General features: G+C 65.7%; 15 protein-coding genes and 1 tRNA gene. 5 read left to right on the top strand and 11 right to left on the bottom strand.

The features are described from left to right. Nucleotide 1: 1 nt before the first annotated feature. Nucleotides 2–1,204 carry a tRNA (adenosine(37)-N6)-threonylcarbamoyltransferase complex transferase subunit TsaD gene (tsaD, locus tag ACW177_RS04500; protein ID WP_492027445.1) on the bottom strand — a complete coding sequence of 401 codons (1,203 nt, stop codon included), beginning with the start codon at nucleotides 1,202–1,204 and terminating at the stop codon, nucleotides 2–4. Between tsaD and hemC the strand changes: the two genes are divergently transcribed. The 4 genes from hemC to ACW177_RS04480 all read left to right on the top strand — a co-directional run bounded on the left by hemC (nucleotide 1,203) and on the right by ACW177_RS04480 (nucleotide 3,592). Further along, nucleotides 1,203–2,156 carry a hydroxymethylbilane synthase gene (hemC, locus tag ACW177_RS04495; protein WP_492027444.1) on the top strand — a complete coding sequence of 318 codons (954 nt, stop codon included), beginning with the start codon at nucleotides 1,203–1,205 and terminating at the stop codon, nucleotides 2,154–2,156. The genes tsaD and hemC overlap by 2 nt on opposite strands. After that, a complete protein-coding gene (locus ACW177_RS04490; RefSeq protein WP_492027443.1) occupies nucleotides 2,153–2,872 on the top strand; it encodes a uroporphyrinogen-III synthase in 720 nt (239 codons plus the stop codon). Before hemC ends, ACW177_RS04490 begins: the two co-directional genes overlap by 4 nt. A gap of 40 nt (nucleotides 2,873–2,912) precedes the next feature. Beyond that, nucleotides 2,913–2,988: transfer RNA gene (locus ACW177_RS04485), tRNA-Thr, on the top strand. A 250-nt stretch (nucleotides 2,989–3,238) separates the two neighbouring features. Next, nucleotides 3,239–3,592 (top strand): helix-turn-helix domain-containing protein, encoded by a 354-nt coding sequence (locus ACW177_RS04480; RefSeq protein WP_492027442.1) that lies wholly within the window; start codon nucleotides 3,239–3,241, stop codon nucleotides 3,590–3,592. Between the two features lie 2 nt (nucleotides 3,593–3,594). On the opposite strand, the gene ACW177_RS04475 is transcribed toward ACW177_RS04480, so the two are convergent. Genes ACW177_RS04475 through ACW177_RS04460 form a run of 4 tightly spaced genes read right to left on the bottom strand, consistent with a single transcriptional unit; the run spans nucleotide 3,595 to nucleotide 5,241 of the window. Further along, nucleotides 3,595–3,951 (bottom strand): hypothetical protein, encoded by a 357-nt coding sequence (locus ACW177_RS04475; protein WP_492027441.1) that lies wholly within the window; start codon nucleotides 3,949–3,951, stop codon nucleotides 3,595–3,597. A 2-nt stretch (nucleotides 3,952–3,953) separates the two neighbouring features. Beyond that, a complete protein-coding gene (locus ACW177_RS04470) occupies nucleotides 3,954–4,415 on the bottom strand; it encodes a hypothetical protein (protein WP_492027440.1) in 462 nt (153 codons plus the stop codon). 14 nt (nucleotides 4,416–4,429) lie between these two features. Then, entirely contained in the window at nucleotides 4,430–4,765 is a 336-nt protein-coding gene (locus tag ACW177_RS04465) for a hypothetical protein (protein WP_492027439.1), read from the bottom strand. A 29-nt stretch (nucleotides 4,766–4,794) separates the two neighbouring features. After that, entirely contained in the window at nucleotides 4,795–5,241 is a 447-nt protein-coding gene (locus ACW177_RS04460) for a helix-turn-helix domain-containing protein (protein WP_492027438.1), read from the bottom strand. Between the two features lie 156 nt (nucleotides 5,242–5,397). Here ACW177_RS04460 and metK point away from each other — a divergent pair, with 156 nt between their 5' ends. After that, complete coding sequence (gene metK, locus ACW177_RS04455; protein ID WP_492027437.1) at nucleotides 5,398–6,603, top strand: methionine adenosyltransferase; 1,206 nt, start codon at nucleotides 5,398–5,400, stop codon at nucleotides 6,601–6,603. A 3-nt stretch (nucleotides 6,604–6,606) separates the two neighbouring features. Here the strand turns inward: metK and ACW177_RS04450 are convergent, their stop codons facing one another. The 6 genes from ACW177_RS04450 to ACW177_RS04425 form a co-directional block, all read right to left on the bottom strand. Continuing rightward, nucleotides 6,607–7,878 carry a pentapeptide repeat-containing protein gene (locus ACW177_RS04450; RefSeq protein ID WP_492027436.1) on the bottom strand — a complete coding sequence of 424 codons (1,272 nt, stop codon included), beginning with the start codon at nucleotides 7,876–7,878 and terminating at the stop codon, nucleotides 6,607–6,609. A gap of 53 nt (nucleotides 7,879–7,931) precedes the next feature. Then, a complete protein-coding gene (locus ACW177_RS04445) occupies nucleotides 7,932–8,561 on the bottom strand; it encodes a bifunctional diaminohydroxyphosphoribosylaminopyrimidine deaminase/5-amino-6-(5-phosphoribosylamino)uracil reductase RibD (RefSeq protein ID WP_492027435.1) in 630 nt (209 codons plus the stop codon). Next, the gene (gpmA, locus tag ACW177_RS04440) at nucleotides 8,558–9,271 is read right to left on the bottom strand and encodes a 2,3-diphosphoglycerate-dependent phosphoglycerate mutase (RefSeq protein WP_492027434.1); all 714 of its coding nucleotides are present in this window, start codon (nucleotides 9,269–9,271) and stop codon (nucleotides 8,558–8,560) included. Before gpmA ends, ACW177_RS04445 begins: the two co-directional genes overlap by 4 nt. A 279-nt stretch (nucleotides 9,272–9,550) precedes the next feature. After that, nucleotides 9,551–12,085, bottom strand: a complete 2,535-nt coding sequence (locus ACW177_RS04435) for a TonB-dependent receptor (RefSeq protein WP_492027433.1) — start codon at nucleotides 12,083–12,085, stop codon at nucleotides 9,551–9,553. 223 nt (nucleotides 12,086–12,308) lie between these two features. Further along, nucleotides 12,309–14,222, bottom strand: a complete 1,914-nt coding sequence (locus ACW177_RS04430) for a methyl-accepting chemotaxis protein (protein WP_492027432.1) — start codon at nucleotides 14,220–14,222, stop codon at nucleotides 12,309–12,311. Between the two features lie 111 nt (nucleotides 14,223–14,333). Further along, nucleotides 14,334–15,731: an OprO/OprP family phosphate-selective porin gene (locus ACW177_RS04425; protein ID WP_492027431.1), complete on the bottom strand. Its 1,398-nt coding sequence runs from the start codon at nucleotides 15,729–15,731 to the stop codon at nucleotides 14,334–14,336. Nucleotides 15,732–15,827 lie beyond the last annotated feature (96 nt).

Raw genomic sequence — 15,827 nt, 5'->3', positions numbered from 1 at the left:
GTCATGCTTTCGCGCCCTTGCGGCCCGGCTTGTGCGAAGGATCGGCCAGGGCGCGCGCTTCGTCCAGCGGCCATCGCGGCCTGGCGACCACGTCGATGTCGCTGGTCAGGCCCAGAGCCAGCCGTTCGGCCCCCGCCAGGGCGATCATGGCCGCATTGTCGGTGCAATAGGCCATGGGCGGCGCCAGGAAGTCGAAGCCGTGTTTCGCCGCCGTCGCCTGCAAGGTGGCGCGGATGGTCTTGTTGGCCGCGACCCCGCCCGCGACCACGAACAGCCGGTGATCATGGGTCTCGGCATAGGCGGCCAGGGCACGCTCGGAGCGATCCGACAATTGCCGGGCGATGGCGCTCTGGACCGCATCGGCCAGATCGGCCTTGTCCTGCTCGGTCACGCAGGTCTGGGCGATGCGGAAGGCAGCCGTCTTCAAACCCGAGAAGGAGAAGTCGCAGTCCTTGCGGCCCAGCAGGGCGCGCGGAAGATCGATCTTCGATCCGTCGCCCTGCTGCGCCAGTCGCTCCAGCGCCGGCCCGCCCGGATAGCCGAGGCCCAGGGCCTTGGCGATCTTGTCGAAGGCCTCGCCGGCCGCGTCGTCGATGGTGGCGCCGATCCGGCTCATGTCGCCGACGCCGCGCACCTCGAGCAGTTGGCAGTGGCCGCCGGAAACCAGCAGCAGCAGGAAGGGATAGGCGACCTCCTCGCCCAATCGGGCCGAGACCGCGTGCCCCTCCAGATGATTGACCGCCACCAGGGGCAGGCCGCGCGCCAGGGCCGCGGCCTTGCCGAAACTGAGGCCCACCATGACGCCCCCGACCAGACCCGGTCCGGCGGTCGCAGCGATCCCGTCGAGGCCCTCATAGCCCAGGCCGGATTCGGCCATGGCGCGCCGCGTGACCTCCGCGATCATCTCGACATGGCTGCGAGCGGCGATTTCGGGCACGACGCCGCCATAGGCCGCATGGTCGTCGATCTGGCTATGGACGACCGAGGACAGGACCTCGGCCCTGCCGCCCCGTTCGGACGGGTGCAGTCGCACCACCGAGGCGGCGGTTTCGTCGCAGCTGGTCTCTAGACCCAGCACCGTCAGGGTTTCACCAGGAAGGGGGGGGACATCCCGTCCAGTTGCCGCTGCGGCGCCGCTGCTATAGTCGGCGGAACTCTCCATCGGGTCGAGGTAGCGATCCGGCGTCCGGTAAGCAACGATCATGAACCTTCCTCTCCGCATCGGCACCCGGCGGTCCAAACTGGCCCTGGCCCAATCGGGCATGATGCAACTGGCCATCGGCCGGGCGCTGGGCGTGGCCGAGGCCGAGATCGAGGCCGCCGTACCCCTGGTCGAGATCGTCACCACCGGCGACCGGATCCAGGACCGCCGCCTGATGGAGCTGGGCGGCAAGGCCCTGTTCACCAAAGAGATCGAGGAGGCCCTGCTGGCCGGCCGGATCGACATCGCCATCCATTCGATGAAGGACGTCCCCGCCGAACAACCCGACGGCCTGTGCATCGCCGCCATCCCGGAACGCGAGGACGCCCGCGACGCCTTTATCAGTCGCGACTTCGAGAGTTTCGACGCCCTGCCCTTCGGCGCCCGCCTGGGCACGGCCAGCCTGCGCCGCCAGGCCCAGGCCCTAGCCCTGCGGCCCGACCTGAAGGTCGAGATGCTGAGGGGCAATATCGACACCCGGCTGCGACGCGCGGCCGAGGGGGATTTCGACGCCATTCTGCTGGCCGTCTCGGGCATGGCCCGGCTGGGCGTGACCGAGCACATCCGCGAGAAGCTGTCGCTGGACGCCTTCCTGCCGGCGCCAGGTCAGGGCGCCCTGGCCATCCAGACTCGCGCCGAGGACATTGACGCCCCCTGGGTCGCCGCCCTGAACCACCCCGAGACCGCCGTCGCCGTCGCCGCCGAGCGCGGGGCCATGACCGCGCTGGAAGGGTCGTGCCGCACCGCCGTGGGCGCCTATGCCCTGATCGAAGGCGACACCCTGCGCCTGACCACCGAAATGCTCAGCCCCGACGGCTCGGCCCGCTGGCGCCGCGCGGGCGAGCTGTTCCAACCGACCGAGGCCGACGCCCGCGCCCTGGGCCAGAGGCTGGGCGGCGAGGTCCATGCCTTCGCCGGCGATCAGGAGGTCGATCCCGCGAGCCTGGACGGATGACGCCCTCCCCGCCCGACAACCTGGCGAGACCGCGCGTCTGGGTCACCCGCGCCGAGCCGGGAGCCTCGCGCACCGCCGCCCGACTGCGCGACATGGAGTTCGAGCCGCTGGTCCATCCGCTGCTGGTGGTGGAGAATCTGACGCCAGCCCGACCAGACCTGGACCGGTTCGCCGCCCTGGCCTTTACCAGCGCCAATGGCGTCGCTGCCTTCGCCGCCCTGACACCGCGCCGCGACCGTCCCGTCTTCGCGGTCGGCGAGACCACAGCCCAGGCCGCGCGTCAGGCTGGTTTCGTCGCCGTCCGATCCGCTGATGGCAACCTGACCGCCCTAGCGCGATTGATCGCCGATGAATTGAACGACGCGGTCCTGCTGGCGCCCTTGGCCGAGACACCCGCCGGCGACCTGTCCGCCGCCCTGGAAGCCGCAGACGCCCGCAACATCACCGTCGCGACCCTGAGCGTGTATCGCACGACCCGCACACAGCTTATACCGCCCGTCTGCGACGCGGTGCTGATCCATTCCCCGCGCGCCGGAGAGGCGCTGGCGTCCTGCATGGCTCAGCCCGCCGACGTCATTTACGCCTGTATCTCGACCGCAGCCGCGGCTCCTCTGATCGCCCTCGGCCTGACCACGGTCGTGTCTGAACGACCCGACGAGGCGACATTGTTGGCGACCTTGAAAGCGGCGCTTGGCAAGCGCGATACGCCCGTATAAAGAGCCCCTCTCGCGCGGGCTGCTTCGCCTTCGCAACCGGGCCGCTTTAGCTCAGCCGGTAGAGCACCTCATTCGTAATGAGGGGGTCGCGTGTTCGAGTCACGCAAGCGGCACCATCTTTCAGTCTTTTCCACCGAAGATTCGGTTCGATCCTGAGCCGGGATCTCGAGCCTCAGCTTTGAAACACGAAAGCTCTGAGCCCGATTTTTTTGTTTTGCGCCCGACACATTAACCTTGATTATCGCTTCATGGTTGATAAGAATGACATTCTGGGTACGTAGCATTCCGCTAAAGCACAGCTACGACTTGACGCCCTCGACGATTTGGGGCCTGACGGCGGCATTATCGTCCTCTCCGAAGGCCAAGATGAGCGACACCGTAGACCCCATCGACATCGCCATCGGCGCGCGTATCCGCAGCCGTCGCGAAGAACTCCGTATAACCCAGGCTCAGCTGGCCGCCGGCGCCGGCGTGACCTTCCAGCAAATCCAGAAGTACGAGCGCGGCGTGAACCGCGTCTCGGCCGCTCGCCTGCTCCAGATCGCCGCCGTCCTGAAGTCGACCGGCGCCGCTCTCCTGGGCGAGTTGGACACGGCCGAAGGCGACGAGCTGGTCCTGGCCTCCCCCGGCGTGGCGGAGCTGCTAGCGGCCTTCCGCAGCATCCGTGACGCGGAAAAGCGGGACGCCCTGCTGGTCGTGGCCAAGGGTCTGCGCAGCTGAGATCAGGGGCGGGGTTGCAGCAGTCGTTCGATTGCCGGGCCCGCTCCTCTTCCGACCGTAATATCCGCCAGCCAGGACTGAACCGCTTCCAGCGCTTGAGTATCCAGGCTGTCTGAACGCCCCGCGTCGGCGATATTCTGACGGACAATTTCCAACAGGCAGGCGGCCTCAGTGGCGCTTGACGGGGCGTGGCTCAACAACCGCGCCTCGGCCTCAACCATGGGGCCGAGGTCGAGTTCCGCCAGCAGGTTGTCTCCGCTAGAGGCAAGACTGGAACCGCCGAGCTTGTCCGCCAGATGCGCTGTTTCCCACCACGACCGGAACAGCGGCAGAAAATTCGCAAGAGATTGAGCGTTCACAGTTAATACCTTTGTCGTTCAAGACGTCGCGCAGTGGCGCGCTCTGGTTTTTGACTGGCGTAGGGAGCGGCGTTCGCTTCCCATACGCCGAAGAGTCCGAGGACCATGATTTCGACCCAAGCCACCATGCGCGTGGTGACGATCGACCAGGTCAGAGCGTCCGGCCCAATCAGGGAGGACACATGGGTGCCAAGCGCAAGCAGCTGGGCGCCAGCAGCGAACAGCAGCCACCAACGATGGTAGCGAAGGCTGAGCTGGACGAGCCAAGCCAGAAGGCCGACCGATATCAGCGCCACCGCCCAGCGAAACTGTCCGATGACGAGATGGTCCACCCAAGTAGACAGGAGCTGCGCGAGATAAAGACCGACGGCCGCCTCACGTTCTGGACGTCTTCCCTTCCAGACCAGCAATCCCAGGGAAAGAACAGTGAGGCCGACGCCGAAGATCCAGAGCGGTGATGGCATGCCGTCGACGCCGATCAGGCGGCGAGCTGCAGCACGTCAGTCGAGGCGACGGACTTGGTCTTGCTCTCACCCATCCCCTCCATCCGCCAGCCGATCTGGTGTTCTTCGGCTATGGCGGCCAAGCCCGCATGACCGGCGGCCACGGCCGCTCGAACGGTAGCGAGCCGGTTCAGACCCGCCACTATGTCTTCTAGCGCGGATTGGCCGACCTCGGCCGCAAGACGCGCTTCGACGCGCCCCTCCAACGACGTCTGGATCAGCTTGCAGACCTCGATCATGGCCTGATCGACCGCCTGTTCCGCGGTTCTGACCTGACGTGCGACCCTGAGGCCGACTTGCATGCTTCTCATTGTCTCATCCCTCCAAAATGGTCCCCGCGTCAGCGGGCCCATTCGGGAGCGATCCGGTCAAACAGGGAGGGAACCACCATGCCTGCCGTCACGATCCCGATGGCGAGCAACAGGGCGACGGCGGCCCCCGCGACGATGACCACCAGTTTCCCACCGACACTCCGAGGCGGAGCCGGCAAGATCCAGGCAGTCCGAACTTCCGGACCGTCGTCGTCAGGCTGTTCAGCCGACGCCGGATCACCAGACCCGTCTTCACCAAGATCGGAAATGAGTATCGGCTCCCCTGAGTAATCATTACTCAGCCGTCGCGCCGCCAACCGGCGATCCGAAACGCCCAGCTTGCCGTAGGCGCGATGCAGGTGGTTGCCGACAGTCCGGGGAGATATGCCCAGACGCGCAGCGATCTCCTTGTCCTCAAGGCCCAGCCCGGTCAGGCGAACGCACTCAATCTCTCTTGGCGACAGGCTGTCAGACATTCACGCGCTCCCCAAGTTTCTCATAGCGGAATTTGCAATGACAACTAGATGCGACGTGCGGCTGGCGACCAAAGACGGAAGATCACTTGAACATATAAACATGTCTTTATATGTTTGTCCGATACCTTATCGGGCTGACACAAACAGGAGCCTCTATTGGCCGCTCGTTCCTCCTTCCTCTTCACCTCGGAAAGCGTGTCCGAGGGTCACCCGGACAAGGTCGCCGATCGCATCTCGGACACCGTCGTGGACGCCTTCCTGTCGAAGGACCCCGAGGCCCGCGTGGCGTGCGAGACCATGGTCACCACCCAGCGGATCGTCCTAGCCGGCGAGGTGCGCGCCACCCAGCCTGGCAATACCAAGGAACAGAACGAAGCCTTCACCCAGGCCATCATCGACAGCCTGGAGCCCTTGGTTCGCGCGGCGGTCAAGGACATCGGCTATGAGCAGGACGGCTTCCACTGGGAGACGGCGGAATACGCCTGCTACCTGCACGCCCAGTCGGCCGACATCGCCGTCGGCGTCGACTCGACCAATGAAAAGGATGAGGGCGCAGGCGATCAGGGCATCATGTTCGGCTACGCCTCAAACGAGACGCCGGAGCTGATGCCGGCGACCCTGCAGTACAGCCACAACATCCTGAAGCGTCTGGCCGAGGTGCGCCACGCCGGCGGTTCGCAACTGGAACCTGACGCCAAGAGCCAGGTCACGATTGAATACGAGAACGGCAAGCCCAAGCGCGCCGCCTCCATCGTCCTGTCGACCCAGCACGCCAAGGGCCTCAGCTCCGAGCAGGTCGCCGAGATCGTCAAACCCTATATCCTGGAAGTCCTGCCCGAGGGCTTCACCGACGAGAAGACCGTCTGGCACATCAATCCGACCGGCGTCTTCGAGATCGGCGGACCGGACGGCGACGCCGGCCTGACCGGGCGCAAGATCATTGTCGACACCTACGGCGGCGCGGCGCCCCATGGCGGCGGCGCCTTCTCGGGCAAGGATCCGACCAAGGTGGACCGTTCGGCCGCCTACGCTTGCCGTTACCTGGCCAAGAACGTGGTCGCGGCCGGCCTGGCCGACCGCTGCACCATCCAGATTTCCTACGCCATCGGCGTGGCCAAGCCCCAGTCGATCCACGTCGATCTGCACGGCACCGGCAAGATCTCGGAAGCGGTGCTGGAGGAGAAGATCCTGGACCTGATCGGCGGCGCCACCCCGCGCGCCATCCGCAAGCATCTGGGACTGAACAAGCCGATCTACGCCCGCACCACCGCCTATGGGCATTTCGGCCGCGAGCCGGACGCCGAGGGCGGCTTCAGCTGGGAAAAGACCGATCTGGTCGATCAGTTGAAGGCGCTGGCCTAAGGCTCAGGCGGCCTGGTCGTCTATGACCAGGCCGCAAACGCCCGTCAGATTGGCGCCCGTCAGATCCAGTTGTCGGGTCTGGGCGCCGTGTAGGGTCGCGCGCCCCAGATCGGCGCCCGTCATGACGGCGCGGCGCAGGTCGGCGCCCGACAGATCGGCGCCGCGCAGCACCGCCCCGCTCAGGTCGGCGGAAAGCAGCCGATCAGCACCGATCAGCAAGGGGCCCAGCTGGGCCCCGCGCATGTCCGCCCCGTTCAGCTTGGCGTTCTTCAACCGCGCGCCCCGCAGGTCGGCCCGGTAAAGCTTGGCCGAGCGCAGGTCGGCGTTTTCGAGGTGCGCGCCCTGCAGCTGCACCCCTTCCATATCCAAACCATAGAAGACCGCTCCCTTGGCCGACAGGGCGGTAAGGTTCAGGCCCGTAATCGACTTCAGCGGACGCAGATCGACGCCGTCAAAGACCGACGGCTGCCCCTCAGCCCCGCCCGTCTCGCACCACCGGGCATGGACGCGCAGCATCTCGGCCGCCGGCATTTGACTGACAGACTCGCCGACAGTGCTCTTGTCCGTCAGCGCGCCCTCCATATTGGCGCCATCAGCGCACCACATGGTCATTTTGCAGCCGACCAGAATGGCGTCGCGCATGTCCGCGCCGGACAGGTTGGCGCCCGACAGGTCGGCGCCGGCCAGGTCGGCGCCCCGGAAGTCAGCCTGTTTGAGATTGGCGCGGATCATCTTGCAATCCTTCATCACCGCGCCCGAAAAATCGGCCTTGATGGCGATGACGCCCGACATCTTGGAACGTTGAAGATTGGCGCCGGCCAAGCAGGCGCCGGTGGCCTCAGTCTCCTGGCGATGGCGCGGCTCGATGACCTTGAAACCCAGTTGCGCATCGGCGGCGGCGATGGTGCCCTCGCGCAGGTCGGCTTCAAAGAGGTCCGCCCCGGACAAGTCGGCGCCCCGCAGGCAGGCGCCGCGAAGGTCGGCGCGACGCAGGCTGGACTCGGCCAGGATCGCATCCTGCATGTCCGCGCCGAAGAAGTTAGCGTTGTCCAGCTTGGCGCCGGTCAGGTCGCAGCCTTCCAGGCAGGCGGCGGCGAAATCGGCGTCCGCCAGGTTGCGGCCGGTCAGTTTCAGGCCGGAGATATCCATCCAGGCGAAGACCGCGCGGGCGCCGCCGGGGCGAGCCTGGAACAATCGGTCGTGGCGAGCGCAGATGATGTCCACTTCCGCCTGGGTCAGGCGTTTGCGCACAATGGGTTCAGCTGCCTGGGCCATTGGACCAGATTAATGCCGCTCGACTTAAGAAAGCCTTGAGCAACAGGCGGTTGTCACTCGGTCAGCAGACCCTGATCGCGAAGCGCATCCGCCAGCTCGCCGGGCGAGGTCCACAGACGCGTATAGCCGGCCTCGCCCAGCCGCTTCAGCTCGGTCACCAGATCCGCCTTGGGCGAGGCGGCGAAGCGCCCGTCGAAACCGGCGCCGTCCTTGCTGATCCGCACCATCGGGCGTCCGGTCTCCAGCCGATGCAGGAACCCCTCGCACAGGGTCGCGCCCTCTTCGCACATCAGGCCGGTCTCAACCGTCAAACCCTTGGCGCGAAGGCGTTCCGTGCCGCGACCAGCGGCGAAGGGCGACGGATCGAGGCAGGCCACGACCACGCGCCCGACCTGGGCCTCGGTCAGGAAATGGGCGCAGGATTGGCGGCCGGACGAGCGTGCGCCGCACGGCTCAAGCGTGACATAGACGGTCGCGCCCTCAATCTCGGGGCCGGCGGCGGGAACAGCCTGTTCCTCGGCATGGGGCCGGCCGCCCGGCGCCGTGGCGGCCTGGGCGATGATCCGCCCGTCCTTGACGATGACGCAGCCGACAGCGGGATTGGGCCAGGTTTCGCCCATGCGGCCGGTCGCCAGCTCTATGGCCTGAGCCATGAAGGCGCGATCGGCGTCGGTCCAGCTCATGCGACGCCCGGCAGCTCTTCGGCGCGGGCGGCGTCGAGATAGCGGGCGGCGGTCGGCTTCAGGTCGGCGTCGAGGTCGATCTCCAGCGGATTGCCGGTCGGGATCTCCACGCCGACGATCTTGTCGTCGGGCACGGCGAACAACAGTTTGACGATGGCGCGCAGCGAATTGCCGTGGGCGGCGATCAGAACGTCCTCACCGGCCTTGAGGCGCGGTGCGATCTCGGCGTCCCAATAGGGCTCGACCCGCTCTAGCGTGGTCTTCAGGCTTTCGGTGTCGGGAATGGCTTTGCCCGCATAGCGGGGATCGGCGTTGAAATCGAACTCGCCGCCCGGCGCCAGCGGCGGGGGCGGCACGTCATAGCTGCGGCGCCAGACCTTGACCTGGTCTTCGCCGTGCTTCTGGGCCGTCTCGGCCTTGTTGAGGCCCGTCAGCCCGCCATAGTGACGCTCGTTCAGGCGCCAGTCCTCGACGACAGGGACATCCGCCAGGCCTGCCGACTGCAGGGCCAGGGCGCCGGTGCGCTTGGCGCGCGTCAGGACCGAGGTGAACATGACAGCAGGCGTAAACCCAGCCTCGGCGATCAGTTCACCGCCGCGACGCGCCTGGGCCTCGCCCTCGGCCGTCAGATCGACATCGACCCAGCCGGTGAAACGGTTTTCAAGGTTCCACTGGCTCTGGCCATGGCGGAGCAGGATCAGGCGCGGCATTCGATCAGTCCTCGGCAAAACAGTCTGTTCGGGTAAGCCGCCGTCATGAGCCGGTCAAGGCTTGCGCGCTCTGCTGTGTTGCAGCGCACAGCCAAGCCAAAGCGTGCCTGGCTTGTGGCGGTCAAGGGCGGCCGCTAGGCTGTCGCCATGTCCGACCGTCTGTTCTTTCCCATAGGCTTGGCCGCCGTCGCCGTCTTGATCGCTGTGGCCGTCGTCTGGCCCTGACTGTTCGGAAGGCCGACAGGGCAGAACGGAAGCCGCCCTGCCCTGTCCCTCAAATCAGTACAGGATCTTGCGCAGATTGATCCGGAACACCCGGCCCTGCGGGTCCAGGTAGTCGCGCTGATAATTGACCGGCGTCGTCCCGTCGCTGCTGGTGACGTCAATCCGGTCGTCGAAGATGTTCTGAACGCCCAAGCCGACACGCGCGCCCTTCAGGAAGGGGAAACGCTCCACCCAGGCGGTGCGCTGGGTCAGATCAGCGAAGGCGAACAGATTGATCGTCGTGCGATCAGAGAAGTCCAGATCGGCCGACCCCGCACTGTCGCCGTCAACCGTCGTGCCGGACTTCCAGTTGGCGTTGACGAAGGCGCCGAAGCCGTTCTTGAACATTCCGGTCTGGACCTGGACCTCGTGACGAGACTGGCCGCCCGAGCCGGAGATGGAATCCCCGTCCAGCAGGTCCAGCGGCGCCAGGCCGTCGCGGATCACCACCTCGTCCTGGACGCGCCAGGTGTGGGTCAACGAGAAGTTGAACATCCCTTGGCCGGGTTGCATGCCGGGGGCGGTGGATCCGCGTAGACGTCCGCCGCCGGGACCGCCCGGACCACCGGGACCACCGCCTGGGCCGCCGCCCATACGCACGGCGCCGCCTGGGGGCGGACCACCCGCGCCAGGGCCGCCGAGCCCGCCGGGTCGTTGACCCATCATGGCCGGATTGGGCTTGCCGAAGGGTTTGGAGAAGTTGAAGCCCCACTGCACGTCCTGCTGCTCGCGGCTGGCGAAGTTCAGCGGACGGGCGTCGATGGACGTCAGTGTGCCGTCGGCAGCGCGGGTGAACCGCTCAGGCAGGGCGGCTTCCAGGTCGGGGGTGATGGCGGGGAAGCTGGAAATCTCATCCTCGGCCTCGGTGCGGGTATAGGCCAGGTTCAGGCGCAGATCGGTGGCCGACAACGGTTGCCAGTTGACGCCCAGTTTCAGGATCCGGCGGTTCTCGGCCTTCAGGTTCGGATCGCCGCCGGTGATCTGAGTGACCTGGACGGTCTGGCTGGTCGAATAGTCGAAGACGGCGGTGTTCGGCGTCGAGATGGTCGGATCGTTCAGTTGCTGGATCGTCGGCGCCTTGTCCTCGTCCGAATAGTTGGCCGAGAGCGACAGTCGCGCGACCGGCGACCAGTTCAGACCGCCGCCGAGCGTGGACACGCCGCCGAAGTCCGACAGTTCCTGGTAGGCCAGGTTCATATTGGCGGACAGGTCGCCGATCTTCGGCAGGACGCCACGATCCACGCTGGAAATCGGCAGATCGAAATTGGCCTGCAGGCTGCCCAGGTCGCGGGACTGCGACCGATCCGTCGTGACGCCAGACAGTAAGCTTTCGGAATCCAGCGACTGATGCTCGCCACCCACCTTGAAGGTGGTAGTGACGCCGCCCGCCGGCAGTTCCCAGGCCGTGCCGTTCAGAACGACCTCGCCCTCGAGCGATTGAGACACCGAGTTGGCGGTGTCGCGGGCGGCCGTCGTGGCCGCTCCGCTCAGGTCGCCGTAGGGGTTCACAGTCGTGTCGCCCGCGTCGACCAAGGCCTGAAGAGCGTCCTCGTCGATACCGCGCCCTGTCGTCGTGTCCGTTTCGATGCGGCTGTACTCGCCCGTCGCCGTCCAACGCCAATCGCCCAGATAGCCGTCGAACACCGTGCCCAGTTCTGCGGTGCGGGTATTGGTCTGGCGTTGTAGGGCATCGGGCAGGCCGATGTAGCGATACAGATCGACAGCCGCACCGTCGGGCGACCAGGGATTGCCGGCCGGCAGGCTCAGACTGACGCTGGGCAGGCCCAGATAACTGCGGCTGCTGCTATCCTCCAGACTGCCGCTCAAGGTCATGCCGACCTTGTCGTTCAGGTCGTGCTTGTAGGTTCCCGCAACCGACGCCTCCGCCGCGCGCGGCAGGAGGGTGCGGTAGGCGTTCCGCTCGCCGTTGTCGCCCGTCGAGTCGGCTTCGTTCGATGCGGAGCGATCAATATTGCGTTCGGTTTCGTAGAGGGCGTTGCTGCTCTCGCCATTGACGTCCAGAGACCACCGGTCCGCGCCGGCGATGTTGAGGATGTTGTTCTCGCTCGCCGTCGTCGTCCGGCCGCCCTGATCGGAGCGGCTGACATTGACGGACGCGGTCAAGGATCGGAATTGGGCCTTGAGGACGATGTTAACGACACGCTGGTTGGCGCTGTAGCCATAGGACAGCGCCGTTTCTTCCGGCAGAATATCGAACCGATCGATCGCTTCCGGCGGGATCCCGCGGATTTCCCGGAAGCCGGAAATGCGACGGCCGTTGACGAGGAAGACCGGCGATCCGCCGCGCGCGCTGCGGGTCTGGGCCTCAAGCAGGGTCACCAGTTCCCCGATGTTGGTGGCGCCGAAGGCCTGGATCTGGGTGGAGTCATAGGAGACGATCGGCTCCTGCCCCCCCAGGGCCACGCCCCGCTTGGTCGCGGTCACCTCGATATCCGGCAGGACCGTGGCCGTTTCCTCCTGCTGCGGCGAGTGGATTTCAGTCCCGGCGGTGGGGGCGAGTGCGAGCAGCATGAGCGCGGTCGGGGTCATGAGAACCGTGTTCCAGAGAAAGAAATCAGCCCCCTTGGGACGGGACAATCATGGCCGGAAAGCGGCTAAATTCATGAAGTTTCAGAAAGCGTTGCACGTCTTCAACACCGGCAAAACTCTTGCGACGGAAACCGCCGTGACCGACGTTAAACAGTGTTTGGATCGAGCCGCAGAAATCCAAAAACAAAGGGCGGAACAGACGTCCCGCCCCTTGAACAACCTGTCAGAACTCTTCCCAGCCGTCCGAACTTGATCCAACCGTCAGATCGCGACCGTTCGCGACCTTGACCACGCGCTGCTCGACCCGCGGCGCCGGACGGGAAGGCGGGCTTGCCGGAGCGTCTTGGACAGACGAAGCCTTTCGGCCCGGCTTTCCACCGGACACCTGGAAGAAGGACACCTGGGCCGACAGTTCCGCCGTTTCCTGACGCAGCGAGTTGCTGGCCGCCGTCGCCTGCTCGACCATGGCGGCGTTCTGTTGCGTCACCTGATCCATCTGGTTCACGGCGATGTTGATCTCGTGCAGCCCGGTGGCCTGCTCTTTGGCGGAAGCCGCAATCTCGACCACCAGCGTGCTGATGTCGTTGACCTGAGAAGCGATGGCCTGCAGGGCTGAACCGGCTTCGCTGACGAGTCGGACGCCGTTTTCGACCTCGGCTCCGGAACTGGTGATCAGGGTCTTGATCTCCTTGGCGGCCTCGGCCGAGCGCTGGGCCAGGGCCCGAACTTCGGAGGCCACGACCGCAAAGCCGCGACCAGACTCGCCGGCCCGCGCCGCCTCGACCCCGGCGTTAAGGGCCAGGAGGTTGGTCTGGAAGGCGATCTCGTCAATCACCCCTACGATCTGACTGATCTGATGCGACCCGCCCTCGATCTTCTGCATGGCTTCGACGGCGTTCATGACGACCGCGCCCGAGGCTTCGGCGCTCTGACGGGCCCCGCTGGTGACGGCGGCGGCCTGGGTCGCGCCCTCGGCGGTCTTGCGAACCGTGGCGGTAATTTCGTCGAGAGCGGCGGCTGTCTGTTCCAGACTGGCGGCCTGTTGTTCGGTGCGTCGCGAAAGATCGTCCGACGCCTGGCTTATCTCGCCCGCGCCGGAGTCGATGCCGTGGACGGAGCCGAGAACGCCGGTAACAGTCTCTTCGAGACGGGCGATGGAGCGATTGAAGTCGGTCTTCAGAACCTCGCTACGCTCAGGGAATGGCGCCTCGATGCGATAGATCAGATCGCCCTCGGCCAGTGCGGACAGGCCCTTGCCCAGGCTTTCGATGACAACGGCGTTCTCGGCCGCCTCCTGTTTCGCGGCGGCTTCACGACGGCGACGTTCGGCTTCCGACTCGTCGCGCATCGATTCCGCCTCCTGCTCCAGCGCCTTGGCCCGAAGCCCGTTGTCGCGGAAGACCTGCATGGCCTGGGCCATGGCCCCGACCTCGTCCTTGCGGTCCGTATCGGGGATGGCGACGTCCAGCTTGCCCTGCGCCATGATCGACATAGCGCCGGTCATGCGGCGGACGGGCGCGACCATCAGGATCGACAGTTGAACGCCCAGGAAGACGGCAGCGGCGACCAAGATCAGGCCGCCGGCGGCGAGGGCGATGAAGGAGGCGGTAATCGCCGACGCCTGTTCGGCGTCTCGCAGTGTCATCCTCTCGACTTCGATGTCGCGGACCTGAGTGATGGACTTGGTGATGTGCGTCACTCGAACCTTGTCGCCCGAGTCGATCACGACGCGACGCGCGGCTTCGATGCGCGCGGGATCAAGCGCCGCTTCGGTCAGCGGCGTTCCGAACTCGGCCCGCCAAGCCGCCGCATCCTGCTGAGCCTTATCGACCAGCGCCTTTTCGTCGGCAGTGAGGTTGGAAGCTTGCAGAGCGGCGACAGACTCTTCGAACTGCTCCCAACCCTTGCGATAGACGTCCAGATAATCTTCGTTCCCGGTCAACAGGACGCCGCGCATCTGCGAGTTCAGGCGAATAAAGCCCTTTTCCGCAACATGGGTATGTTCGATGATCGCCTTGCTTTCCGCATTCAAGCCTGCGGCGCTCTTCATTTCGGAAAGTTGGAAGAACACGGCGCCGATCATTGCAGCCGCCACAGTCAGCAAAAGCGCGAAAGCAATCGCAAGCTTATGCTGCATCGGAACGTTCTTCAGATTCATCTAATCAGCCCATTTCTGCTGAAAAATGATTTGCATCTCAATTATGAATAAACCCGGAACGGCTAGCCGTTCCGGGTTATTGCCTCGACTTTAGAAGGCGGTCTGAACGCGAACCGTAGCGGTGTTGCCGCTGTCGTCGCCAGCAAAGGTTCCGGTCCTGTTATCGACTGACCAGGCGCTCCAGTGGGCGGAGATGCGCGTATTGTTGGTCGGGTACCAGTTCACGCCCAACAACCAGGTATCAGCCTCACCGCCAGTCAGGTTATCGCTGTAGTCGGCCGTGTCGTAGCGGCCGACGACTTCCACCGCACCATAGCCGTCGGCGCCGAGGGGGTTGAGAACCTTGGGGCGAGACCAGGTGCCGGTGCGGGCCGAAAGCGGCGGCTTCTCACCGGTGATGAAGAAGCCGGCCGAGATGCTGTAGGCGTCCTGGTCATAGTCACGCGTGGCGGTTTCCAGCACACGCTTGCCGCCCTCGGCCATCAGCCAGCCTGAGCGATGCACGCCGCCCAGTTCGAGGCCGAGGCCCTTGCTGCCCTTGGGATCGGTATAGGCGCCAGATGAAAGGCGCAGATTGTCGTTGCCGCGCGAGGTCACAACCAGACTGCGCGCCGCCACCGAGGCGTTCGGCGTCAGATCCTCGACAAAGCCCCAGCCGCCCAGGTGCAGGAAGCCGGCGTCCGTCTTGAACGGCGACCAGTGGGTGCGGCCCATCAAGGTGACGCTGTCGTTGGTCGTGCCGCCGCTGATGGCGTCGCCGGTCAGCGACAGCGAGGCGTGCCAGACGCTGCCGGTCAGTTTGGAGGTCACGCCGACGCCGTAGGCGCCGCGCTCCGGCCCCACGGTCGAGACCATCAGGCTGCGCTCCAGGAACGGAACGACATCCTCAGCCGTGCCGCCTTCGACGCCCCGGTCGTTCAGGCGCTGGCCCATCGACACTTCGAGGTCGCGACCGCCCAGCTTGGCGTTGTAGGCCATAAAGGCGTTGGCGACGCTGACCGCATTGTCTGCAAGATCGGCTTCAACCCAGTAGGTGAATCCGCCGGCGACCTTGCCCTGTCCGCCGATGCGCAGGCCGCGCAGTTCGGTCGTGGTCACGTTCCGGTCATCAAAGTCAGAGCCGAAGGTGTTCGACAGATCCGCCGTGATGCGCATACGCGGCTTGAAAGTGAAGTTGCCGTCCGGGCTGCGGAGCTCGGGCACGCCCGACGCCCAATCGACCGGCGAAGGCGTGCTTGCCGCCTGTGTCGCAGGACGCGGCGCAGCGGCCGGGGCGACCGTGGCGACCGGCGACGGGGTTCCCGCTGCGGCGGGCGCCGCAGCCTGGGCCTTCGATTGAGCCTCCAACTGCTCGAGGCGTGCGGACAAGGCCTGGACCTGAGCGCGCAGGGCGGAGATTTCGTCTGAGGACGGCGTCGATTGGGCGAAGGCCGACGAGCTGAGCGCGGCGAAGCCGACACCAGCCAGCAGGGCGCGTTGAATCATCATGGGACTGTACTCGTCGGTGAATGGGCGTTGACGCTAGACGTAAAGCCTGACCGTTAACGAAGGGCCAAACCGGCATAAGCAGAACTGCGTATCGCC

Source organism: Brevundimonas sp. AVps23W, assembly GCF_058681395.1.
The sequence above is the reverse complement of the archived record's forward strand: the minus strand, read 5'-3'. Positions and strand labels throughout refer to the sequence as shown.